The following is a 21,644-nucleotide window of genomic DNA, read 5'->3' on the forward strand; positions in this document are numbered from 1 at the left end:
AGGGCGAGCGAAGCGAGTCAACCGGTAGCGGGAACACTGCAAAAGCGGTGTAAACAAAGATAAAAAGCTCGCGACTAAAGCCCCTCCCACGGGATGAATGCACTCCCCGCCTCACAAGGCGCAAAAACAAACCCCCGCCAATCAGCGGGGGTTTAGTTGGCCAAGCGCCAGGCTTATTCCGCCTGCGCCACCAGCGTACCGTTGTGGTTACGGCTCCACTGCGGCAGCAGCGTACCAATCAACATACCGGCCATGCTGAACAGCAGACCCGCCAGCTGTGGCGGCCAGAAGGCGGCTTCGCTCCAGGTGTATTCCAGGTAGATCCACGACACCAGACCAAAGGCGATGGCAACCAGCGCGCCCTGGGTGGTCGCGCGCTTCCAGAACAGCCCGGCGAACAGCGGCACCACCGCCGCGACCAGGGTCACCTTGTAGGCATTGCCGACCATCTCGTAGATGCTCGCATCCGAATACAGGGCAAAGCTCAGGGTGGCTACGGCGCAGACCACGATGGTGACGCGCATCAGCAACAGGAACTGCTTGTCGTTAAGCACCGGCAAAAAGCGCTTGAGCACGTTCTCGGTCAGGGTCACCGACGGTGCCAGCAAAGTGCCCGAAGCGGTGGACATGATCGCCGAGAGCAGCGCACCAAAGAACATGATCTGGGCGAACAGCGGGGTCTTTTCCAGGATCATCAGCGGCAGAATCATCTGCGAATCCTCGGCCAGCCACTTCTCGACCAGCGCCGGGTCGATCATCGAGGCGGCGTACACCAGGAATACCGGCAGCATGCAGAAGCCGAGGTAGAACACCGCACCTGTCATCGAAGCGCGGGCAGCGATGTTCTCGCTCTTGGCCGACATCACGCGCTGGTACACGTCCTGCTGCGGGATGGAGCCGAGCATCATGGTCACCGCCGCGCCGATAAAGGCGACGATATCCTTGGGCTCGAAGGCGTGCATAAAGGTGAACTTGCCTTCGCTGGCCGCCTTGCTGATCACCAGGTCAGCGCCGCCGGCCATATCGCTGAACAGCCAGACCAGGTACACCAGGCCGACGACGATGATGATCATCTGGAAGAAGTCAGTCAGGGCAATCGACCACATGCCGCCGAACAGGGTGTACAGCAGCACGATAAAGGTGCCGAGGAACATGCCCTGGGTGGTGCTGATGCTGCCGTCGGAGATGACGTTGAACACCAGGCCCAGCGCGATCAGCTGCGCGGCGATCCAGCCCAGGTAAGACATGACGATGACCAGGCTGATGATCAGCTCGACCTGCGGGCCAAAGCGCTTTTTGAAGTAGTCACCGATGGTCAGCAGGTTCATCCGGTACAGCGGCCGGGCGATGATCAGACCGACCAGAAACAGACAACCGAAGGAGCCGAACGGGTCTTCGACAATGCCGGCAAAGCCTTCTTCGAGGAAGGTGGCGGGGATCCCCAGCACGGCCTCGGAGCCAAACCAGGTGGCAAACACCATGGCGGCGACGATGGGGAAGCCCATGCTGCGACCACCGGAGGCGAAATCGCGGGTGTTGTGCACCCGGGTGGAGGCGTAGAAACCGATGGCGACAGTCACCAGCAGGTAGAGCGCAACGAACCAGATCAGCATGCTTTCCCGTTCCACAGACGTCAGCCCACCGCATGCATGACCGGCGCAGGCTGCGCAGGGCGGAACGATGGGCTACAGGTTTTTGTTATGACCACTTTTGACGGGTAGCTGCACGCGTCCGTTCAAGGTCGCGCAGTCTGGCAAATACGTAAAATATGTCAAACAAAAACGACGAAACGTAAGCAGATAATTCATCAAACTGCTCTGCACGCCTCTGTAACAGACTGTAATCGCTGTAAAAGCCGTATATAAGCCAGCACAGGTAGTTGCATATTTTTGACAGAAGCCCGGCAAACGGCTTATGCAAAAGGCATAAAAAAGCCAGGCCCACTGGGCCTGGCTTTTTCACATCATCAAGCGCCGATTCAGGCTGGCTTCGCCTCCACTTCCTTGACCCGGAACCAGCGAAGTAGCCCGGGCAACTGTGGATGAAAAAAGCGTCATCCACCCTACGCAAGGATCACCAATGGGCCGACCCGTAGGGTGGACAACGCGAAGCTTGTCCACCGGTATGCTCAAATCCTCCGTTACCCGCCATCACAGGTGCTGGTCTTCCAATCCGCAATGTCGCAAACAGCGCCAAACGCCCCATCAGCAGGCGCCGTGTAGCCCAGTGCAGTAACGCCCGCAGGGCGAACGCAGCAAGTAGCGGCATTATTACGAGAAGCCACGAGCCGCATGGGTGCTACGTGGGGCCGTGTTCCGCGCCGATTGCCGAAAGAGCGCTGCCGCCTCCCTGCGCCGTACACAACCGTTTAGAGCTTTACCATTTGCTCCAACTGCTCTGCGCAGCTGCGGGCTTGGCTGAGCATCGTGCCAAACGCTGCACTCACCAGCTCATCGTGGCCCAGCCAGCTCACTTTCTGAGTCAGGCGGTAGTGATAGCGAATACCATCGCTGATCTTTTCCCCATCCAGGTCGAGGTCGTACCAAGGCGAGCGAACCTCGCAGCGCTGGATCGGCTTGTCCATCTGCGCACCGGACAAGGTGACGGTGTAATCGACCGTATCCGGATCGCCCACGTAGAGGTCGGCACGTTGATCGTTACGCCGATAGTTGAGCAGATCGCTCCATTTATCGTGGAGATAGGCATCGCTGTAGAAGTAACCACCGTCGAGCTTCTCAAGTGCCCGCTGGTTACTCATGGAGACCTTGATGCTGTAACGCTCGGGCACTAAAAACCCCAAGCTGTCGCGGTGGACTTTACAGTCGCTGATTGCCATCCCGAAGTTGTCGCAGAGATTCTGATCCGAAGCGGTGGCGCCTTGATAGCTATCTGCCAGGCTCAACTGCATCAACGGCTGACGAGCGAATGCGAGCGTGGCCTGCGTGACAGCGCCCCCGGCCTTGTCAAAGTGTGCCTGCTTATCGAGGCGAATGCTGACTTCAGGACGCGCCAGTGCAATGTGCTCTTCACGCACCTGCCCTTGCACGTCGCTGACCAAAGCCCAGCGATCCTGGATGTCAGACATTGTCTGGCCAGGGGCAAACACCGGATTGGTGGGGTCCAACCACCAGACCTGGTCGGCCACCTGGGCGCGAACGATTGCATGGTTTGGTGCACTGGTGCCTGGGAGCAGCAGTGACTCCACCACTTCGCCCCGGCTGACCCAGGCGATTTCGGCGCTAATACCGCTCGCCCTGAGCATGGCGGTCAGCAGCGTGGCAAGGTCCTTACAGTCGCCATAACCGCGCTGCTCGATTTCCTGCAGGTTGAATGGCACATAGCCGCGCTCGGAAGCCCGCCAGTCGCCCAGGTAGCGGTAATGCGCATTTAAATGCTGCATCAGTTCGGCTACTTGCTGGGCGGGCTCAAGCCCCTTCACCGCAGCGACTGCTAGGGCGCTCTCAGGTGGTAGATCAGCGCTGATTATTTGGCTGTAGCGCTGGGCTAAAGCGCCGAAGTAACGCTGCAATTGCACAGTACTGCCAAGCTCTATCCGCGGAATACGGCGTATGTAGGCATTACTCGACTCATTGATGTAGCTGCTAAACACCGGCGCTCTTTGTTCGATATCCAGTGCCTTGCCGTCGGCCGAAGCGGAGATGGTGAAGTCGTCCATCAACTCACTGCGCCACTGGATTGGCTGCTCGGCGGTGAAGCGCGCCTTGAACCGATCCCGGCGAACGGCGTTGGGGGCAAATCGCAGACTGTAGTGGAACTCGCTGAGCAGAGGTTGCGCAGCACTGCGCTCACGCACCGTATAGCGAACTTGAGTCCCGACGCGCAGCGCCGGAAAAGCCAGCGATGTCTGCTTCTCGCGGGAGAAACCCTGCTCAGGATTGGGCGCCGTACGTGTATCGATCTGCGTTTCATGCAGAGGCGTCGGCTGACCGCCGGGTTGCACATACTCGGCGTTGATCACCTCAAACTCGTCAGTTTCGACATAGCTGAAATCGATTCGCGAGAGCATTTCACGGCCCAGCGGCTTGAGAATGGTGTAGCGATAGGTAGTCGTGCAGTCGGTGCTGACATCACGACTGAAGTGGCAGTGCATATCAATATCACTGGCCAGCGGTGCTTCGGCCAAGGGTTGGAGCGCAGCCGATACGCTGTGCGCAAGCGCAATCAGACTGATACCAATCAGCGGTCGGTAGAACGAAAAAACCTGCATAAACGCCTCTGTAAAACGGCGCCACGGGCACCGAAAGGCCAGGAATGATCGCCCCAATGAAAATCAATCGCAACAAGAAATGTAATTTTTTGTTATCGCACGAACGCCTATAACGCCCGAGATAGACGCCTCAACGCAACTGCTTGTGCCGTTAGCGACGCTCAGATGCAGCTGTTTTTTACCGTCGCAATAAAAAAGCCAGACCCGCTGGGCCTGGCTTTCTCACATCAGCAACCACCGTTTCAGGCAGGTTTCGCTTCCACTTCCTTGACCCGGAACCAGGCGGCATACAGCGCCGGCAGGAACAGCAGAGTCAGCGCGGTGGCGACGATCAGGCCACCCATGATCGCCACCGCCATCGGCCCGAAGAACACGCTGCGCGACAGCGGAATCATCGCCAGTACCGCCGCCAGGGCAGTCAGCACGATAGGCCGGAAGCGCCGCACGGTGGCTTCGATGATCGCGTGCCAGCGGTCCATCCCGGCTTCGATGTCCTGCTCGATCTGATCCACCAGAATCACCGAGTTACGCATGATCATCCCAGACAGGGCAATGGTGCCGAGCATGGCGACGAAGCCGAACGGCTGGCGGAAGATCAGCAGGAACAGGGTCACACCGATCAGCCCCAACGGCGCGGTGAGGAACACCATGGCCGAGCGCGAGAAGCTTTTCAGCTGCAACATCAGCAGAGTCAGCACCACCACGATAAACAGCGGGACACCGGCGTTGACTGACTTCTGCCCACGGCTGGAGTCTTCCACGGTGCCACCGACATCCAGCTGGTAGCCGTCCGGCAGTTGCGCACGCACCGGTTCAAGGGTCGGCAGGATCTGCTTGACCAGGCTGGCCGGCTGCTCAGCGCCATACACGTCGGCCCGCACGGTGACGGTCGGCAGACGGTTGCGGTGCCAGATGATGCCTTCCTCAAAGCCGTACTCCAGGGTGGCGATCTGCGACAGCGGCACGCTGCGACCATTGTCGGTCGGCACCGCCAGGCTCGGCAGCAGGCCAAGTTCCTGACGCTCACTCAGCGTGCCGCGCAGGAGAATTTCGATCAGCTCGTTGCCTTCGCGGTACTGGCTGACCGGCGAGCCGGTCAGCGAGCTTTGCAGGAAGCGCGACAGATCGGCGGTGCTCACGCCCAGGGCGCGGGCGCGCTCCTGATCAATGTTCAGGCGCACCACCTTGCTCGGCTCTTCCCAGTCCAGATGCACGTTGCTCACATGGCTGTTCTCACGCACCTTGTCGGCAACCTGACGGGCCAGCTGACGCACCTCGTCGATATGTTCGCCGGAAACGCGGAACTGCACCGGGTACCCCACGGGCGGGCCGTTTTCCAGACGCGAGATACGCGTGCGCAGGGTCGGAAACTCGTCGTTGAGCACCTCGATCAGCCAGGTGCGGATCTTCTCGCGGTCTTCGATGCTTTTCGCCAGCACCACAAACTGGGCAAAGCTGGCGGCCGGCAGTTGTTGGTCCAGCGGCAGGTAGAAGCGCGGCGAGCCGGTACCCACGTAGGCGACGAAGTTGTCGATGCCTTCATGGCCGCTGAGCAGCTGCTCCAGACGCTTGGCCTGCTCCTCGGTGGCGGCCAAGGACGCGCCTTCGCTGAGCTTGAGGTCGACCATCAGCTCCAGACGGCCGGAGGCCGGGAAGAACTGCTGCGGCACGAAGCGGAACAGCAGAATGGAGCCGACAAACAGCGCAATAGTCAGCACGATCACGGTTTTACGCCGACGTACGCACCACTCCACCGCCGCGCGTACGCGCCGATAGAACGGCGTGCCATAGGGGTCGTGACCGTCGGCGCTGCCGCCGTGCTTGGCCGCGTGCAACTTGGCCAGATCGGGCAGCAGCTTGGCGCCGAGGTACGGCACAAACACCACGGCGGCGATCCACGACACCAGCAGGGCAATCGCCACCACCTGGAAGATCGAGCGGGTGTATTCGCCGGTGCCGGACTGCGCAGTAGCAATCGGCAGGAAGCCGGCGGCGGTAATCAGGGTACCGGTGAGCATGGGGAAGGCGGTACTGGTCCAGGCATAACTGGCCGCCTTGATGCGGTCATAGCCCTGCTCCATCTTGATCGCCATCATCTCCACGGCAATGATCGCGTCATCCACCATCAGACCCAGCGCCAGCACCAGCGCGCCGAGGGAAATCTTGTGCAGGCCGATGCCGAGGTAGTACATGGCGGCAAAGGTCATCGCCAACACCAGCGGAATCGACAACGCCACCACCAGGCCGGTACGCAAACCGAGGGAGAAGAAGCTCACCAGCAGCACGATAATTACCGCTTCGGTAAGCACCCGAACGAACTCGCCGACGCCGGTTTTCACCGCTGCTGGCTGATCCGACACCTTGTTCAGCTGCATGCCGGCCGGCAGGGTTTCCTGCAGACGGGCGAACTCGCCTTCCAGCGCCTCACCCAGTACCAGAATGTCGCCACCGGCTTTCATCGATACCGCCAGGCCAATGGCGTCTTCGCCCATATAGCGCATACGCGGTGCGGGTGGATCATTGAAGCCGCGTTTGACCTCGGCCACATCGGCGATGCGGAAGGTACGGTCGGCCACGCGAATCGGGAAATTGCGGATTTCATCGACCGTTTCGAAGCGCCCGGTAACGCGCAATTGCACGCGGTCAGAAGCGGTCTCAAAGAAGCCGGCGGCGGCCACGGCGTTCTGCTCTTCCAGCGCCTGCTGCACAGCCGCCAACGGCAGGCCGAGGGTGGCCAGCTTGGTGTTGGACAGTTCGATCCACACCTTTTCGTCCTGCAGGCCAAGCAGGTCGACCTTGCCGACGTCCTTGACGCGCTGCAGCTGCAGCTGGACGCGGTCGGCGTAATCCTTGAGCACGGCGTAGTCGAAGCCTTCGCCGGTCAGGGCGTAGATATTGCCGAAGGTGGTGCCGAATTCGTCGTTGTAGAACGGCCCCTGAATGCCCTGGGGCAAGGTGTGGCGAATGTCGCTGACCTTCTTGCGCACCTGATAGAACAGATCGGGAATGTCGGCAGAGTGCATCGAATCGCGGGCGATAAAGGTGACCTGGGATTCACCCGGACGCGAAAACGAGACGATCTTGTCGTAATCGCCGGTCTCCATCAGCTTCTTTTCGATGCGTTCGGTGACCTGGCGCGAGACTTCCTCGGCGCTCGCCCCCGGCCAGTTGGTGCGCACCACCATGGCCTTGAAGGTAAAGGGCGGGTCTTCGCTCTGGCCCAGCTTGGTGTAGGAAATAGCCCCGACCACAGCCAGCAGCAGCATGAGATACAGCACGATCTGGCGATTACGCAGCGCCCAGGCGGATAGGTTGAAATCCATCGGGCTTACTCCTCGACCGTCAGATCGGCCTTGGCCGTCAGCTGTACCGCACGGTTATCGCGGTCTACCGGACGCACCTGCTGGCCTTCACGCAGCACCTGGCCACCGGCGGCCACTACCCAGTCGGAGGCGCTCAGGCCTTCAAGCACCGGCACGGTCTTTTCGCCATAAGCGCCGATGCGCACGTCGGTGCGCTTGAGGGTGGAGTTCTGCGGATCGACCACCCAGACGTAGGGCTGCCCCTTCTCCGCCGTCAGCGCCGACAGCGGCACGGCCAGCGGCACTTCACCGTCATGGGCGATAAATACGCGGGCGCTCTGGCCCAGTTCGGCCGGCACCTTGCCTTCGACAAAAGCCACACGGGCAGCAAAGGTGCGCGACTGTGGATCGGCCGACGGCGACATCTCGCGGATACGCCCGGGGAAGCGCTGATCCGGCTGCGACCACAGTTCAACCGCGACATCCTGGCCGACCTTGAAACGCTCGAAGGCTTGCTCCGGCAGATTGATCAGCACTTCACGCTCGCCGTCAGCGGCCAGGGTGAACACGGTTTGCCCAGCGGCGACCACCTGACCAACCTCAACCATGCGCTGCGCCACTACGCCGTCCTGGGAGGCACGCAGCACGGCGTAACCGGCCTGGTTGTTGGCCACGTTGAATTCAGCGCGCACCTGCTTCACCCGCGCCTCACCGGAGCGATAGGTGTTCTCGGCATTGTCGTATTGCGAACGGCTGACCAGGTTGCGTGCCAGCAGCGCCTTGTAGCGATCACGCTCGGCACGCACCAGCTGCAGGTTGGCCTCGGCCGCTGCCACCTGGGCGCGGATGGCTTCCAGCTGCAGGCGCACGTCCTGCGGGTCCAGCTCGGCCAGGGGCTGATCCTTCTTCACTCGCGCGCCGACATCGACCAGACGCTTGGCCACCTTGCCACCGATACGGAACGCCAGCTCCGGCTCCAGGCGCGCGCGCACCTCACCGGGGTAGGCATCCATCAGATCGCCCGCCAGTTGCGGCTGCACCACCATGGCCGGGCGCACGGCAACCTTGGCGGGCTCGCCATTGCCGCAGGCAGCAAGCAACAGGATAAGACTGACAGGCAACGCAACAGACAGTGCATGACGAAACATGATGACCAACCTTTATGGAGGCTTTTGAATAATTAAACTGGCAGGTATAGTAAAAATAGCAAACTCACTAGTCCAGTATTAAAAACGACCAATGCCAAACAAAGTGTTACCAACCAGCGGCCCCGGCCGCCCCAAAGACCTGGCCAAGCGCAAAGCCATTCTGGAAGCGGCGAAAACCCTATTCCTCAGCAATGGTTATGACGGTAGCAGTATGGATGCGATTGCTGCGGAAGCCGGGGTTTCCAAGCTCACGGTGTACAGCCACTTCACCGACAAGGAGAAGCTGTTTGCCGCGGCGGTGCAGTCCAAATGCGAGGAGCAACTGCCTGAGCTGCTGTTCGAGCTGAACGACGAAGTGCCGGTGGCACAGCTGCTGCTGAATATCGGCCGAGGCTTCAATGAACTGATCAACAGCCGTGAGTCGGTGGAACTGCACCGGGTGATGGTGAGCCTGGCGGCGCAGGACTCCAAGCTCTCGCGGATGTTCTACGAGGCCGGCCCGCAGCGCGTGTTGCACGGTATGGAGGAACTGCTGCGCAGCGCCGACCAGAGCGGCAAGCTGCGCGTACCGGATCCGCTGAGCGCGGCGGATCAGTTTTTCTGCCTGATCAAGGGCGGCGCCAACTTCCGCCTGCTGATCGGTTGTGGCGAGGCCCTGCAGGGCGCCGAGGCCGAAGCGCATGTGCGCGATGCAGTAGACGTGTTTCTGCGCGCGTTCCGCGCCGAGCAAGCCTCGTAGGCTGGCACTGAGCCTGCGAAGCCCAACGCCAGGCCGCTGAATGTGTTGGGCTTCGTGCCTCAACCCAACCTACGCAATGCGGCGCCTAACCCGTGAACAAGCTGCAAACCTACTCGCTGGTGGCTTGCAGTTTCTTCTTCGGGTAGATGTCGTAGCGGCTAGATTTACCTTCCAGGGCATACCCCGGCTTGGCGCCTTCAATCAGCGGAGCCTTGCGCGGGCGCTTGACCACGACCCGATGACTGGCCAGGTTCAGCGCCGCTTCCAGCAACGCAGGCGCATCCAGGTCATCGCCGACAAACGGACGGAACAGGCGCATCTCTTTCTTCACCAGCGCGCTCTTGTCACGGTGCGGGAACATCGGGTCGAGGTAGATTACCTGCGGGGGCTCCCCCTGCCAGGCGCGCATCAGCTCGATGGCATTGCCACCCCGCAGCTGCATCTGCGCGGCAATCGGCGCCACATCACGATCCAACGCGGCGCGCGCCAGGCCATCTTCCAGCAGCGCGGCAATCAGTGGCTGACGCTCGATCAAGGTCATATGGCAACCCAGACTGGCCAGCACAAAGGCATCGCGGCCCAGGCCCGCCGTAGCATCCAGCACCGTCGGGCGCACCCCGGACTGCACCCCTACCGCCTTGGCGATCATCTGCCCACTGCCACCACCGAACAGCCGGCGATGCGCCACCGCGCCTTCGACAAAATCCACTTTCACCGGCCCTGGCGCCTGCGGGCCCAGTTCAACCAGCTGCAAGCCACCCTCGCCCAGCTGCAAGGCAAACTCGCTGTCGCCGTCCAGCGGTAAACCCAGGCGCGCGGCCCAGGTTCCTGCTGCCGCCTGCAGATGGGGAGCCAGGGCTTGCATACGAATTCTGGCTATTAGCCGCTCATCACTCATCAGAAATTGTGCTCAAAAATCACTCAATTGACCGTCGTAGCGGCCGATAACCTGCCTGAGCGGCATTTTGCCAGACCCGGCAGCTTCCAGCCGCACCGAGTTCGCCATGTTTGATGTGATTTCCGCCCCACGCAGCGCCGCGCCATCGGCCGCCAACACCAACTCGATCAGCGAGACGCTGGAGGATGGCAAGCGCGCCTCCCTGGATTACCAGATTCTGCGGCGCACCCTGATGCCCGATGAGGTGGCAGCCGAAGCACCTGCCAAGGCGCCGGAAACGCCCAGCGATCCACCTGCCGTCACTGCCCAGGCCAGCGACTTTCAGGAAATGGTGGCCCAACGCGAGCTGGAGCTGAACGTCAACATCAACGCCGAACCCAAGAAAACCGATCCTCTGGTACTCGATCTGGCCGGTAACGGCTTCAGCACCAGCGGCCTCAACCGCTCGGTACGCTTCGATCTGGATGCCGACGGCAAGCTCGACCAGATCAGCGTGCCCACCGGTGACGACGCCCTGCTCGCCCATGACCGCAACGGCAACGGTCGCATCGACGATGGCCGCGAGCTGTTCGGCGACCAGAATGGCGCGGCCAACGGCTTTGCCGAACTGCGCAAATACGATGACAACGGTGATGGCCGTATCGACAGCCAGGATTCAATCTACGAGCGCCTGAGCCTGCTGCGCTTCGATGCTCAGGGCCGACAGTCCAGCCAGTCGCTGAGTGAGGCTGGCGTCAGCGCCATCGACCTTCAGGCACGCGACGTGAAGATTACCCTGGGCGCCTACGACGAAATCGCCCAACTCGGCCGCTTCGAATTCGCCGACGGGCGCAATGGTCAGGCAGCTGACCTGCTGCTTGCACAACGCTGACCAACCACCTGTTTCTAGGTATTTGGGCAGGCTCAAAGCAGGCCCAACTGCTCGACCTCATCCTCTAGCTGTACGTGTGGCAACGCCGGCAAACCCGGCAGGCGCCGCATCAACTGCTGATGAAAGCGCTGCGCCAGCTGCGGCGCCAGACGGTTGTCCGAGGTGTGTAGAAAGACATAGGGCGTGCGGTCTTCTTCTATCCAGCTCGCCACCTTGTCCAGCCAGGGCGCCATAAAGGGATCATTGGCCAATAACTCGGGATGGCCAATAAAGCGCAGCTGCGGCGCCTGGCTAAAGGCTGTGGGCCGCAGCGGCAGGCGCGGCTTCTTGGCCTGCGCATGCAATACGGCCGGGGCTGTAGATACACAGCTGAACAGCGCCCGAGAATCCAGACAGATACGTTCAATACCCCGGCCATGCAGCAGACGGTTGAGGCTGCGTTCCTCCTCGCCTTTGGCAAAGAACGCCGGATGACGCACCTCGACGGCCAGCTCCTCGGCCTGCCAGGGCTCGATAAAGGAACTCAGTTCCGCCAGACGCTGCGGGCCGAAGCTTGCGGGCAGTTGCAGCCAGAACGGCGCCACCCGCTTACCCAGCGGCGCCAGCAAGCGACGGAAATCCTCGGTGGCGCCTAGCTGGTCACGCAGGTCGCCGTTATGGCTAATGTCGCGCGGCAACTTGGCACAAAAGCGCAGATGCCCCGGCATGCGCTCGGCCCAACGGGCCACGGTATCGACGGAGGGCTTTGCATAGAAGGTGGTGTTGCCCTCAACGGCGTTGAACACCTGGGCATACAACGGCAGAAAGTCGGCGCTGCGACTGCCGCCTGGATACAAGGAACCGCGCCAGGTGGGCTCGCTCCATGACGGGCAACCGAGGTAGTAAGGCAGCATCAATTAGGCGTAAAGATCGAGGCCTAGCACCTGCTGGGCATCTGTCTCGCTGGCGAAACTGGCAGTTGAGCTATAGCTGGCCAAGGCCTGGGCGGCACGGTTGTTCAGCGGCGGCTGGTACAGCTGGTCTTGCAGACGCGATGGCAGGCTGTCGCTGCTGGCATTACTGGCTTCAACCTTGCGCGCCTGGGCGACCTGCTCAAAGCCCTGGGTGCTGGCGGGTGATGCGGGCTGCTCACGACGCTCCTCAATCTCGCGTTGCGCTTCGCGAAATGGCGTAACCGCAGAGCCTGGGCGGGCACTGCGGTCTGGCGAATAAGAGGAAGTAAAACCGTCGATACGCATCAGTTACTGCTCGGCTTGCTTAGCCAACGATGGACACAAGTGATGGCAATTTAGCCCCCGTAGACCGGCTTGGCAATCAAGCGCGGCGCAACACGGCATTATGCGCGACAGAAGGTGCGCCGATGCCTAGCGGTTTAAACCGAGGCTTTGGGCGTGGCCACCTGATCACGCAGGTAAACCGGCTGCGCCAGGTCAGCATCCAGCGCTTCACCGCGAGCCCAGGCAAAACGCGCCAGGTTGAGCAGGTCTTCGGCATGCGGCAGCATGGCGACATCCTGCCCAGTAACAGCAACTGGAATACGTGCGGCAAAGGTGCCCCAGCCAGTACCGGCGGCAAACCAGTCACCGCTAGCATCAACAGGCAAGCTGGCGTGTTCAGGAGGCAATACAGCCTCGACGCCGGCCAGGCGCATCTCACCCTGCTCGGCGCGGTAGCAGCCCCAATAGACCTCATCCATACGCGCATCAATGGCTGCAGCCACCTGCTGCGCACCATGCTCACGCAGGCTGCGCTGCGCCAATACGGCCAGATTGGACACCGGCAACACCGGGCGTTCCAGGGCAAACGCCAGCCCCTGCACCACGCCGATGGCAATCCGCACACCGGTAAAAGCGCCTGGGCCACGACCAAAGGCAATCGCATCAAGCGCCGACAACGGCACTTCGGCATCGGCCAGCAGCTGCTTGATCATCGGCAGCAGACGTTGGGCATGCAGACGCGGAATCACTTCATAGTGGCTGAGCACCTGGCCGTTATGCAGCAGGGCAACGGAGCAGGCTTCGGTGGCGGTATCCAGGGCCAGTAGAGTGGTCATTGCATTCGGACAGGTGACGAAATGGACGGGCATTAGACCGGCTTGAGGCATTTTTTTCCAGCGCAATCACTGCCGCTCGCGCCTGCCACGCGAACGAACTCGCCAGATAGTTGGCACGCACCGGGCCCGAACGGACCCAGTGCGAACTATGTAAACAACGGCTTACCAGGGCTCGATAACGGTTTGGGCATCCCAGCCTTGCAAAGGCGCCTTGGACCAGGTGCCGTAGCTCGCGTTGGGGAAGACAATCCACTCGGTGCCCCATTTGCTCGCCTCAGCAGCCACAGTGGTACGCTGATCGGCCAGTGGCGTCTTACGGAAACGCCCATCGAAGTCATGCAGGGTGTCACCCAGCAGCAGCACGATCTGATGATCGGCACTGACAATGGCGCGACGCTCGACCTTGGGCGGGCCCAGCAGCAGCACGCTGTCTTCAGAGATCTGCGGCAACCCCAGCTTGCTCAGGGTGGCCAAGGTGTACTTCTTCTGCTCATCGGCACGGTCGGAGATATAGCGAATGGTCACCCCGAGCTTGTCGGCATGCTGCAGGAACTGCTTGGCGCCGGGGATCAGCGCCGGAGTGCCGTCGCGCTCCCAGGGCAGCCAGGTGTCCCAGGCGTCATAGGTGTGACAGTTGGCCAGGTCACGCGCCAGCAGCGCGCTGTTATCAATGACGGTTTCGTCCAGGTCGGTGACGATGGCCAGCTTGGACGGATCTTTCGCCGCTGCCACAGCCGCATCCAGCTTCAGGGTGGCGATGTTATAGGCCTGCAGCTGCAGGGCCTGAACTTCCGCCGATTGCTGCTGAAAACGCAGGCCCATGGTGAACTCGGCAACGCTGCAATCAGTCTTGGGCTGCGCCGGGGTTTCGGCAAACGCTGCCGGGCTCCCCGCCAGCACTAATGCAAGGCCCAACCAGATAGCACTCTTTGCTGTTTTCTCGGTCATTGAACGCGCTCTCTTCCTTAGTGTGGGTTAAGGCTTGACGTCTATGACCATCGCATCCTGGTATAGACCAAACCGATGCTAACTTAGGCGAGCAAGGTTACTGTTCTATGAACGACGCTCAGCGAACCCAGCGCGCCAACCGCAGAAACGACAACGGCCCGCAAAAGCGGGCCGTTGGCTGACTGCAACAAGGCTTAGCTGAGCGCAGCGAGCACCTTGGCTGTGATCTCGTCGACCGAGCCAACGCCGGCGATAGCGCTGTACTTAGGCGTACCGTCAGCGGCGGCGAGCTTCTGATAGAAGTCCACCAGCGGTTTGGTCTGCGAGTGATAGACCGACAGACGATGACGCACGGTTTCTTCTTTATCGTCGTCACGCTGGATCAGCGCTTCACCGGTTTCGTCGTCAATACCGGTGACTTTCGGCGGATTGTGCTCGGTGTGATAAACGCGACCCGAAGCAGGGTGCACGCGACGGCCAGCGATACGGCCGACGATTTCTTCGTCATCAACGGCGATTTCGACCACGTTGTCGATAGTCACACCAGCTTCTTTCAGGGCTTCGGCCTGAGGAATGGTGCGCGGGAAGCCATCGAAGAGGAAACCATTGGCGCAATCGGCCTGGGCGATGCGCTCCTTGACCAGATTGATGATCAGGTCATCGGAAACCAGACCGCCGCTGTCCATCACGCTTTTGGCAACCAGGCCCAGTTCAGTGCCGGCCTTGACCGCAGCACGCAGCATGTCACCGGTGGAGATTTGCGGAATACCAAATTTCTTGGTGATGAAACCAGCTTGGGTACCTTTACCGGCACCGGGCGCCCCCAGCAAAATCACACGCATCGATGTGCTCCTCAAGATTTAAGTAAAAATCGTCGGACTCGCCTCGTGGGGCCAATCTCAGAATTGTTCAAGCAGCGCTGCCAAACTGGGCCAGAGTGCCGAAAGGCCGCTCAAGATACACAGCGCACCCATAGCGCACAAGCCACCGAAAGTCGGATACACCTGCGACCACTTCTAGCAGGTAGTGCTTTCTGCCGCGCACTACATCTGCACGACCGGAAGCACGACTGCCTTTATCAATCCACTTAGCCGGTATTACGCAACCCGGCCGCTATACCCGCCACACTGACCAGTAACGCCTGTTCCAGAGGGCTGTCAGCCTGATTGCCGCGCAGCCGCGAGCGCGCCAGCAGCTCGGCCTGGAGTAGGTGCAACGGGTCCAGGTAGGTGTTGCGCACACTGATCGACTCCAGGGTTTCCGGGCTGTGCGCCAACAGCTGCGACTGACCGGTCAAACCCAGCACTGCGACGACCGCCTGCGACAATAGGCCGCGTAGATGCGCACCCAGCGGACGCAGGGCTGGCTCGACCAAACGCTCGTCATACAACTGGGCGATGGACTCGTCGGCCTTGGCCAGCACCATTTCCAGCATGTCGATGCGGGTGCGAAAGAACGGCCAGTGTTCGCGCATCTGCCCGAGCAGCTCGCCTTCGCCGCGTTGAAAGGCGTTGTCCAGTGCCGCTTCCCAGCCCAGCCAGGCTGGCAGCATCAGGCGCGTTTGCGTCCAGGCGAAAATCCAGGGAATCGCCCGTAGGCTCTCGACGCCACCCTCGCGGCGCTTGGCCGGGCGGCTGCCCAGGGGCAAGCGACCCAGCTCCTGCTCCGGCGTGGCCTGACGGAAATAGTCGACGAATTGCGGGTGTTCACGCACCACCGCGCGATAGGCACTGACGCCATCACTGGCCAGTCTATCCATCAGCTCGCGCCAGGCCGGCTCCGGGCTGGGTGGCGGCAACAAGGTAGCCTCCAGCACGGCGGCGAGATACAGATTGAGGTTCTGCTCGGCGATATCCGGCAGGCCGAATTTGAAACGAATCATTTCACCCTGTTCAGTGGTGCGGAAACGCCCCGCTACCGAGCCAGGCGGCTGCGACAGAATTGCCGCATGCGCCGGGCCGCCGCCACGCCCCACGGTGCCACCACGACCGTGGAACAGCAGCAGTTCGACATCCTGTTCGAGGCAGACCTGCACCAGGGTTTCTTGGGCACGGTACTGCGCCCAGGCCGCCGCAGTGGTGCCGGCGTCCTTGGCGGAGTCGGAATAGCCGATCATCACCTCCTGCGGCCCGTGCAAGCGCGCGCGGTAGCCATGCAGTGCCAGCAGCCGGCTGATTACCGGGCCGGCGTTGTCCAGGTCAGCGAGCGTTTCGAACAATGGCACCACGCGCATCGGCCGTTGCAACCCGGCTTCCTTGAGCAGCAACTGCACCGCCAGCACATCGGAGGCCGCACCGGCCATGGAGATCACGTAGGAGCCCAGCGATGCAGCAGGCGCGCCAGCTACTTCACGGCAAGTGGCCAGCACCTCTTCGGTTTCGCCGCTGGGTTTGAAGTGGCCGGGCAACAGCGGCCGGCGGTTCTCCAGCTCTTTCAGCAGAAACGCCAGGCGCGCCTCTTCATCCCACTCGGCGTAACGGCCCAGACCGAGGTAATCGGTGATTTCACTCATGGCGGCGGCGTGGCGACTGGAGTCCTGACGCACATCCAGACGCACCAGAAACAGACCGAAGGTTGCCGCGCGGCGCAGGCAATCGAGCAGCGGGCCATCGGCAATCACACCCATGCCGCATTCATGCAGCGACTGGTAGCACAGCGTCAGCGGCTCCAGCAGCTCGCGGTTGTCCTGCAGCACGCCTGCGGGCGCCGGGATCGACTCATGCAACGCAGCCTGGGCCCAGCTGCGGGTAGCACGCAAACGCTCACGCAGCTGTTTGAGCAGACTGCGATAGGGTTCGGCACTCGCCCCCACTCGCGCCAGCAGCGCCTGGCTGGCCTGCTGCATGGACAATTCGGCCGCCAGGTTATCGACATCACGCAGGTACAGGTCTGCTGCCATCCAGCGCGCCAGCAACAGCACTTCGCGGGTAATCGTGGCCGTGACATTCGGGTTGCCATCACGGTCGCCGCCCATCCAGGACGCGAAGCGAATCGGCGCAGCATCCAGCGGCAGGTGCAACCCGGTGGCTCTATGCAGCACCTGATCGGCCTTGCGCAGCACATTGGGGATGGCGTGCCAGAGCGAATGTTCGATCACCGCAAAACCCCATTTGGCTTCATCCACCGGGCTCGGCCGGCTGCGGCGGATTTCTTCGGTGTGCCAGGCTTCAGCAATCAACCGCTGCAGGCGCTGCTTGACCTGCTCACGCTCGACCGCCGAGAGGTCGCTATGGTCGCCGGCTGCCAGCTGCTCGGCCATCGCGTCGTATTTCTGAATCAGCGTGCGCCGCGCCACTTCGGTGGGGTGCGCGGTCAGTACCAGCTCGATATCCAGGCGGCCGAACTGGCGGGCCAGGGCCTCGCCCTTGTGGCCGTTGCTGGATAGCCGCTGCAGCAGATCAGCGAGGATATTGTCTTCAAACGGCTGCGCTTCACCCGGCGCGCGACGGCGCACGCGGTGGTACTGCTCGGCGATATTGGCCAGGTTGAGAAACTGGTTGAACGCCCGCGCCACCGGCAGCAGCTCGTCATCTTCCAGTTGGTTGAGGGTTGCACTGAGTTGTTCCGCGCCCTCCTGCGAACCACGGCGCGAGGCCTTGGCCCCCTTGCGAATGCGCTCGATCTTGTCGAGAAAAGCGGCGCCATGCTGCACGCTGATGGTGTTACCCAATAGTTCGCCGAGCTGGTGGACGTCCTCGCGCAGACGCGCGTCGATTTCTGCCATGAGTGTTGCCTCCGCTGATCCTGTCTCCAGAGTGCCCAGCGCGCCAACTTCTTACAAGTGCGCGACGCCTTAGCCGCACTTATCGGGGCAGGCACTAGTCTTAGCTAAGCAAGCCCACCCAGATTGAAGCGGCGGGCATAGAACAGACACGAGGCAATCATGAAGATTCGCGAGCTTGTTCAGCACTGGCAGGAAAATGCCCAGGGGCGGCTGAGCGCAACGCCTTATCAGATACGACTCGACCTGGAAGCCGAAGCGCGCCTGGCAGCCTTGCAGGAAATGTACCCCAAGCACCACATTGAAGAGCTGATCGGGGAATTGCTCGGCGCGGCACTTGATGAGCTGGAGGCCAGCCTGCCTTACGTCCAAGGCAGCAAGGTGGTGGCCAGCGATGAACAGGGCGACCCGCTATATGAAGACGTCGGCCTGACGCCGCGCTTCCTTGCCCTGTCACGCCGGCATTTGCAGCGTCTTAGTGAACAGCAGAAGCAGGCGGGCTGAGCTTACTGACCTGCGCTGCAACGCACGGCCTGCTTGCGTTGGTCGACCAGTACGCCACTCAGGCCCTTCTGCTCCAGATCAAACAGCACCAGCACGCCATCGATGCACTGGGCGACCTGGCTGGCAGGTTTGAGCGAGACCTTATAGTCCTCACCCGGCACCGTCTTGAGCATGGTGAACTCGGACAGCAGCAAGGCATCTTCCGGCTTGGCGATATGCAGATAGCCGTAATAACCGAGCACAGCCACCGTGGCGCAGATGCTGCCAATACCGGTAAGGATCAGCGGGATGGGGTTTACTTCACTCATAACAGGCTCTCGGTTTTTTCAGTTAGCGGGCTAAGCACAGGCGGCGCAGCTTGCAGCAAACATTCACGCCTGCAAAGGCCCAGATTGCCGCATCATTTACCGCCCGCGCGCACTTCCTCGCGGGCCTTGAAGGTCGCTTCATAGATGCGCTCGGCCAGGCGCGAGAACGGCAGACTCTGCACCCACACCGTACCAGTGCCCTTGAGGGTCGCGAGGAGGATGCCCTCGCCGCCAAACAGCATGCTTTTCAGGCCGCCGGCCAAGGCGATGTCGTAGTCGATACCGCTGGTAAAGGCCACCAGGCAGCCGGTGTCCAGGCGCAGAGTTTCGTTGTTCAACTCCTTGCGAATCACCGTGCCGCCAGCATGCACAAAGGCCAGGCCGTCACCTTCGAGCTTCTGCAGAATAAAACCCTCGCCGCCGAAGAACCCGGCCCCCAGACGTTTGTTAAAGCTGATACCGACAGCCGTGCCGTAGGCAGCGCAGAGAAAGGCGTCTTTCTGGCAGATCAGCGTGCCGCCATGCTCGGCCAGCTGAATCGGCACCACGGTGCCGGGGTACGGCGCAGCAAAGGCCACGCGCGCCGGAGCTTTACCGGCATTTGAGAAGTGCGTCATAAACAGCGACTCACCCGTGAGCATGCGCTTGCCCATGCCCCACAGTTTGCCCAGCACGCCCGTGGCCGCACCATCGCCCAGGCGTGTTTCAAAGCGAATGCCGTCGGTCATGTAATTCATTACACCGGCTTCGGCGATCACCGTTTCGCCCGGATCGAGAATGACCTCCACGCTCTGCGCAGAGGCGCCAAGGATTTCGTAGTCGAGTTGATGGCTGGGCATGCAGGGTTCCTGGCAATTAGACAAGGATTCGGTGAAGGCTCCCCGGATGTCATCCGAGCTGCAAAACGACCTGACCGCACTGGATGAAAGTGTCGCGAGCGAAGAGCAGGCAAGGCGAAGATGAGGCCGGAAAGCGGAGCTTACTGCTGTAAATGAGCATTTCCGGCCTCATCCTCAACGCCGCATGATCGAGCGCAGCAGCTTTCAGAGGATATTGGCGTAGTCGGCTTCGATCCGATCAAGGCTTAGGTGGTTCAAAAAATTGGAGAAGCACATCCAGGCCGACAGCGAATTGAGGTCACTGAACTGCGGCGGCAGGTACTTGGGTGCAACAACCTGCCCTTCATCCACCAACTGGCGTAGGGTGCGCATGTCTTCCAGGGTGGTCTTGCCGCAGAACAACAGCGGAATCTGCTCCAGCTTGCCTTTGCGCACGGCCAGCTGGATGTAGTTGTAAATCATGATGAAGCCTTTCAAATAGGACAGATCCTTGGTGAAAGGCAGGCCGTTGGGGGTAGAGCCCCGGAACACGCGGTTGGCGTTGCTGTAGCTGTCTTCCTGACTGAAGCCTTGTTCACGGTAGAAATCGAAGACCTGCAGGAAATCCGCACCCTCTTCGGCCATATGGATGGCACGGGTGCGATTGGTCAGCTTGCGTAGACGGGTTGGGTAAGAGGCGAAGGTGATCACTTCCATCAAAATCGCCAAGCCTTCCTGGGTCACCGTGGACGAGGGCGGGCCCTTGGCCAGAAAGGTGCAGACCGGCTGACTTAAGCCATTCAGGGTGGTGGCCACATGCACCAGGCCTTCATGCACTTCCAGGGCTTTTACATCGCGCTCATTGAACATCGCATCGGCGCGGATCTTGATGTAATCGGCACCAGCGGCCGCATCGGCGAGAATACCGTCGGACTCAAACACCCGAATGGTACTCTCCTCCTCACCAAACACCTTGTTCAGACGGTGCTGCAGCAGGTTGACGGCCTCTTTGGCGGTCAGGGTCTTGGCTTCGTCCTTGAGGTCACCGCGCTTGTCGATGTTATTGAGGAAGTCGGAAAACATCAGGCCCAGGTCGGCCAGAGTCGGGTCGCCGGCATGGAAGGCGTCGGAAGCCGCGCCATAGAGTTCCTGGCTGATCAGACCAAAGTCCTCGGTGCCACGTGCCTCAAGCATGCGAATGACCATGCGGTACTCGCGGCACATGCGCCGCATGATCTTGCCCACCGGGTTGAACTGGCCGAGCTGGCGGGTGATGTCACGCTCGATATTCTGGAACTCCAGCTTCTTTGCCGACGCATCAAAGGGCAGCGGCCGGTTGGCGTAGTAGGCATGGTCGACGGCGGGCAGCTTCTTGCCTTTATGCTTGAGAAACTCGCTGCGGATCGAGTCATCCCATTTCACCGCGTCCAGCACGCGAATCGGCGTCTGCGCCTCGACCAGACGGTCGGACAGCGCGCGCACGATCAACTGATAATCGTCCAACCCGGTGTGACTGTTCATGCGTTCCCCATCACTCACTAGTCGCCCGCCCGCTGATAACGCGCGACCTCGATAAATACATCCGAATTGGCCTGATCGTCGAGGTAGCTGAACACCTGCTCCAGCGGACTGCTGATCAGCACGCCATCGCCTTCAGCGCCATCAATCACCTCACCCTGCAACGCGCCCTGCTCCAGCTCCTGAAGGACCCGGTCGACATCCAGGTTGTAGATCACCAATTCATTGTTGGTGGTCAGCTCGAAGCCAGCGATGGCGAAGTTTGCCCCCAGGCTTTTCGGCAGGCCGGCCGAAAGGTACCAGCGACGGCCATGGTGGGCCACGGTAAAGCCGTATTCTTCAACGCTGTCGAGGTTATCCAGGCTGTCGACATAAGCCCGCGCCTTATAGACGTTGGAGCCGGCACGGGTGATCTGCAGATACAGCTGCTCGCCCCACTCGTTCTTGCGCGACCACTCGCCGAGCAAGGGAATCGGGGCAGCTTCATTGGCGGGAATCGGGTCCTTGAAGGTCACCAGACAGCCACCAAGCAGCAGGAAGGACACGGCAAGCAGCGCGCGCCAGGCTTTCATTCAGCTCTCCTTGTGA

General features: G+C 61.1%; 18 protein-coding genes. 3 read left to right on the forward strand and 15 right to left on the reverse strand.

What is annotated here, in order from left to right; all coding sequences use genetic code 11:
- Positions 1–173 precede the first annotated feature (173 nt).
- The 4 genes from ACIN8IBEIGE_RS17535 to ACIN8IBEIGE_RS17550 all read right to left on the reverse strand — a co-directional run bounded on the left by ACIN8IBEIGE_RS17535 (position 174) and on the right by ACIN8IBEIGE_RS17550 (position 8,678).
- On the reverse strand, positions 174–1,613 hold the full coding sequence (locus ACIN8IBEIGE_RS17535) for a sodium:solute symporter family protein (protein WP_160015776.1): 1,440 nt from the start codon (positions 1,611–1,613) through the stop codon (positions 174–176).
- Positions 1,614–2,368: 755 nt separating this feature from the next.
- Positions 2,369–4,228 (reverse strand): DUF3857 domain-containing transglutaminase family protein, encoded by a 1,860-nt coding sequence (locus tag ACIN8IBEIGE_RS17540; RefSeq protein WP_160015777.1) that lies wholly within the window; start codon positions 4,226–4,228, stop codon positions 2,369–2,371.
- Positions 4,229–4,470: 242 nt separating this feature from the next.
- A complete protein-coding gene (locus ACIN8IBEIGE_RS17545; RefSeq protein WP_160015778.1) occupies positions 4,471–7,551 on the reverse strand; it encodes an efflux RND transporter permease subunit in 3,081 nt (1,026 codons plus the stop codon).
- A gap of 5 nt (positions 7,552–7,556) precedes the next feature.
- On the reverse strand, positions 7,557–8,678 hold the full coding sequence (locus ACIN8IBEIGE_RS17550) for an efflux RND transporter periplasmic adaptor subunit (protein WP_160015779.1): 1,122 nt from the start codon (positions 8,676–8,678) through the stop codon (positions 7,557–7,559).
- A 91-nt stretch (positions 8,679–8,769) separates the two neighbouring features.
- On the opposite strand from ACIN8IBEIGE_RS17550, the gene ACIN8IBEIGE_RS17555 reads away from it, so the two are divergent.
- Positions 8,770–9,417 (forward strand): TetR/AcrR family transcriptional regulator, encoded by a 648-nt coding sequence (locus ACIN8IBEIGE_RS17555; RefSeq protein WP_160015780.1) that lies wholly within the window; start codon positions 8,770–8,772, stop codon positions 9,415–9,417.
- Positions 9,418–9,526: 109 nt separating this feature from the next.
- Here ACIN8IBEIGE_RS17555 and ACIN8IBEIGE_RS17560 read toward each other — a convergent pair whose 3' ends face one another.
- Complete coding sequence (locus ACIN8IBEIGE_RS17560) at positions 9,527–10,315, reverse strand: class I SAM-dependent methyltransferase (RefSeq protein WP_160015781.1); 789 nt, start codon at positions 10,313–10,315, stop codon at positions 9,527–9,529.
- A gap of 106 nt (positions 10,316–10,421) precedes the next feature.
- Between ACIN8IBEIGE_RS17560 and ACIN8IBEIGE_RS17565 the strand changes: the two genes are divergently transcribed.
- Positions 10,422–11,186 (forward strand): hypothetical protein, encoded by a 765-nt coding sequence (locus ACIN8IBEIGE_RS17565; RefSeq protein WP_256665218.1) that lies wholly within the window; start codon positions 10,422–10,424, stop codon positions 11,184–11,186.
- A gap of 32 nt (positions 11,187–11,218) precedes the next feature.
- On the opposite strand, the gene ACIN8IBEIGE_RS17570 is transcribed toward ACIN8IBEIGE_RS17565, so the two are convergent.
- The 6 genes from ACIN8IBEIGE_RS17570 to ppc form a co-directional block, all read right to left on the reverse strand.
- The gene (locus tag ACIN8IBEIGE_RS17570) at positions 11,219–12,079 is read right to left on the reverse strand and encodes a DUF72 domain-containing protein (protein WP_160015782.1); all 861 of its coding nucleotides are present in this window, start codon (positions 12,077–12,079) and stop codon (positions 11,219–11,221) included.
- 3 nt (positions 12,080–12,082) lie between these two features.
- Positions 12,083–12,424 (reverse strand): hypothetical protein, encoded by a 342-nt coding sequence (locus tag ACIN8IBEIGE_RS17575; RefSeq protein ID WP_090387935.1) that lies wholly within the window; start codon positions 12,422–12,424, stop codon positions 12,083–12,085.
- A 134-nt stretch (positions 12,425–12,558) separates the two neighbouring features.
- The gene (gene tsaB, locus ACIN8IBEIGE_RS17580) at positions 12,559–13,239 is read right to left on the reverse strand and encodes a tRNA (adenosine(37)-N6)-threonylcarbamoyltransferase complex dimerization subunit type 1 TsaB (protein ID WP_160015783.1); all 681 of its coding nucleotides are present in this window, start codon (positions 13,237–13,239) and stop codon (positions 12,559–12,561) included.
- A 162-nt stretch (positions 13,240–13,401) separates the two neighbouring features.
- On the reverse strand, positions 13,402–14,187 hold the full coding sequence (locus ACIN8IBEIGE_RS17585; RefSeq protein WP_160015784.1) for a 5'-nucleotidase, lipoprotein e(P4) family: 786 nt from the start codon (positions 14,185–14,187) through the stop codon (positions 13,402–13,404).
- 194 nt (positions 14,188–14,381) lie between these two features.
- Positions 14,382–15,029: an adenylate kinase gene (adk, locus tag ACIN8IBEIGE_RS17590; protein ID WP_160015785.1), complete on the reverse strand. Its 648-nt coding sequence runs from the start codon at positions 15,027–15,029 to the stop codon at positions 14,382–14,384.
- 245 nt (positions 15,030–15,274) lie between these two features.
- The gene (gene ppc, locus ACIN8IBEIGE_RS17595) at positions 15,275–17,911 is read right to left on the reverse strand and encodes a phosphoenolpyruvate carboxylase (RefSeq protein ID WP_160015786.1); all 2,637 of its coding nucleotides are present in this window, start codon (positions 17,909–17,911) and stop codon (positions 15,275–15,277) included.
- Positions 17,912–18,070: 159 nt separating this feature from the next.
- Between ppc and ACIN8IBEIGE_RS17600 the strand changes: the two genes are divergently transcribed.
- Entirely contained in the window at positions 18,071–18,412 is a 342-nt protein-coding gene (locus ACIN8IBEIGE_RS17600; protein WP_160015787.1) for a pilin assembly protein, read from the forward strand.
- 2 nt (positions 18,413–18,414) lie between these two features.
- Here ACIN8IBEIGE_RS17600 and ACIN8IBEIGE_RS17605 read toward each other — a convergent pair whose 3' ends face one another.
- The 4 genes from ACIN8IBEIGE_RS17605 to ACIN8IBEIGE_RS17620 form a co-directional block, all read right to left on the reverse strand.
- Positions 18,415–18,720, reverse strand: coding sequence for a hypothetical protein (locus tag ACIN8IBEIGE_RS17605; protein WP_160015788.1), 306 nt, complete (start codon positions 18,718–18,720; stop codon positions 18,415–18,417).
- 92 nt (positions 18,721–18,812) lie between these two features.
- Positions 18,813–19,559: a TIGR00266 family protein gene (locus tag ACIN8IBEIGE_RS17610; RefSeq protein WP_160015789.1), complete on the reverse strand. Its 747-nt coding sequence runs from the start codon at positions 19,557–19,559 to the stop codon at positions 18,813–18,815.
- A 204-nt stretch (positions 19,560–19,763) separates the two neighbouring features.
- Positions 19,764–21,059: a flavohemoglobin expression-modulating QEGLA motif protein gene (locus tag ACIN8IBEIGE_RS17615; protein WP_178124373.1), complete on the reverse strand. Its 1,296-nt coding sequence runs from the start codon at positions 21,057–21,059 to the stop codon at positions 19,764–19,766.
- A 17-nt stretch (positions 21,060–21,076) separates the two neighbouring features.
- On the reverse strand, positions 21,077–21,628 hold the full coding sequence (locus tag ACIN8IBEIGE_RS17620; protein ID WP_160015790.1) for a hypothetical protein: 552 nt from the start codon (positions 21,626–21,628) through the stop codon (positions 21,077–21,079).
- Positions 21,629–21,644 lie beyond the last annotated feature (16 nt).

Source organism: Pseudomonas sp. 8BK (assembly GCF_902506475.1).
GTDB lineage: Bacteria > Pseudomonadota > Gammaproteobacteria > Pseudomonadales > Pseudomonadaceae > Aquipseudomonas > Aquipseudomonas anguilliseptica.

Excerpts from the sequence above, each read along its gene's own strand:
- ACIN8IBEIGE_RS17615 (WP_178124373.1), bottom strand. The coding sequence starts at position 21,059 with ATGAACAGTCACACCGGGTTGGACGATTATCAGTTGATCGTGCGCGCG.
- ACIN8IBEIGE_RS17585 (WP_160015784.1), bottom strand. The coding sequence starts at position 14,187 with ATGACCGAGAAAACAGCAAAGAGTGCTATCTGGTTGGGCCTTGCATTA.
- ACIN8IBEIGE_RS17610 (WP_160015789.1), bottom strand. The coding sequence starts at position 19,559 with ATGCCCAGCCATCAACTCGACTACGAAATCCTTGGCGCCTCTGCGCAG.
- ACIN8IBEIGE_RS17545 (WP_160015778.1), bottom strand. The coding sequence starts at position 7,551 with ATGGATTTCAACCTATCCGCCTGGGCGCTGCGTAATCGCCAGATCGTG.
- ACIN8IBEIGE_RS17560 (WP_160015781.1), bottom strand. The coding sequence starts at position 10,315 with ATGAGTGATGAGCGGCTAATAGCCAGAATTCGTATGCAAGCCCTGGCT.
- ACIN8IBEIGE_RS17540 (WP_160015777.1), bottom strand. The coding sequence starts at position 4,228 with ATGCAGGTTTTTTCGTTCTACCGACCGCTGATTGGTATCAGTCTGATT.
- ACIN8IBEIGE_RS17600 (WP_160015787.1), top strand. The coding sequence starts at position 18,071 with ATGAAGATTCGCGAGCTTGTTCAGCACTGGCAGGAAAATGCCCAGGGG.
- ACIN8IBEIGE_RS17565 (WP_256665218.1), top strand. The coding sequence starts at position 10,422 with ATGTTTGATGTGATTTCCGCCCCACGCAGCGCCGCGCCATCGGCCGCC.
- ACIN8IBEIGE_RS17605 (WP_160015788.1), bottom strand. The coding sequence starts at position 18,720 with ATGAGTGAAGTAAACCCCATCCCGCTGATCCTTACCGGTATTGGCAGC.
- ACIN8IBEIGE_RS17535 (WP_160015776.1), bottom strand. The coding sequence starts at position 1,613 with ATGCTGATCTGGTTCGTTGCGCTCTACCTGCTGGTGACTGTCGCCATC.
- ACIN8IBEIGE_RS17570 (WP_160015782.1), bottom strand. The coding sequence starts at position 12,079 with ATGCTGCCTTACTACCTCGGTTGCCCGTCATGGAGCGAGCCCACCTGG.
- tsaB (WP_160015783.1), bottom strand. The coding sequence starts at position 13,239 with ATGACCACTCTACTGGCCCTGGATACCGCCACCGAAGCCTGCTCCGTT.
- ACIN8IBEIGE_RS17575 (WP_090387935.1), bottom strand. The coding sequence starts at position 12,424 with ATGCGTATCGACGGTTTTACTTCCTCTTATTCGCCAGACCGCAGTGCC.
- ppc (WP_160015786.1), bottom strand. The coding sequence starts at position 17,911 with ATGGCAGAAATCGACGCGCGTCTGCGCGAGGACGTCCACCAGCTCGGC.
- ACIN8IBEIGE_RS17550 (WP_160015779.1), bottom strand. The coding sequence starts at position 8,678 with ATGTTTCGTCATGCACTGTCTGTTGCGTTGCCTGTCAGTCTTATCCTG.
- adk (WP_160015785.1), bottom strand. The coding sequence starts at position 15,029 with ATGCGTGTGATTTTGCTGGGGGCGCCCGGTGCCGGTAAAGGTACCCAA.
- ACIN8IBEIGE_RS17555 (WP_160015780.1), top strand. The coding sequence starts at position 8,770 with ATGCCAAACAAAGTGTTACCAACCAGCGGCCCCGGCCGCCCCAAAGAC.
- ACIN8IBEIGE_RS17620 (WP_160015790.1), bottom strand. The coding sequence starts at position 21,628 with ATGAAAGCCTGGCGCGCGCTGCTTGCCGTGTCCTTCCTGCTGCTTGGT.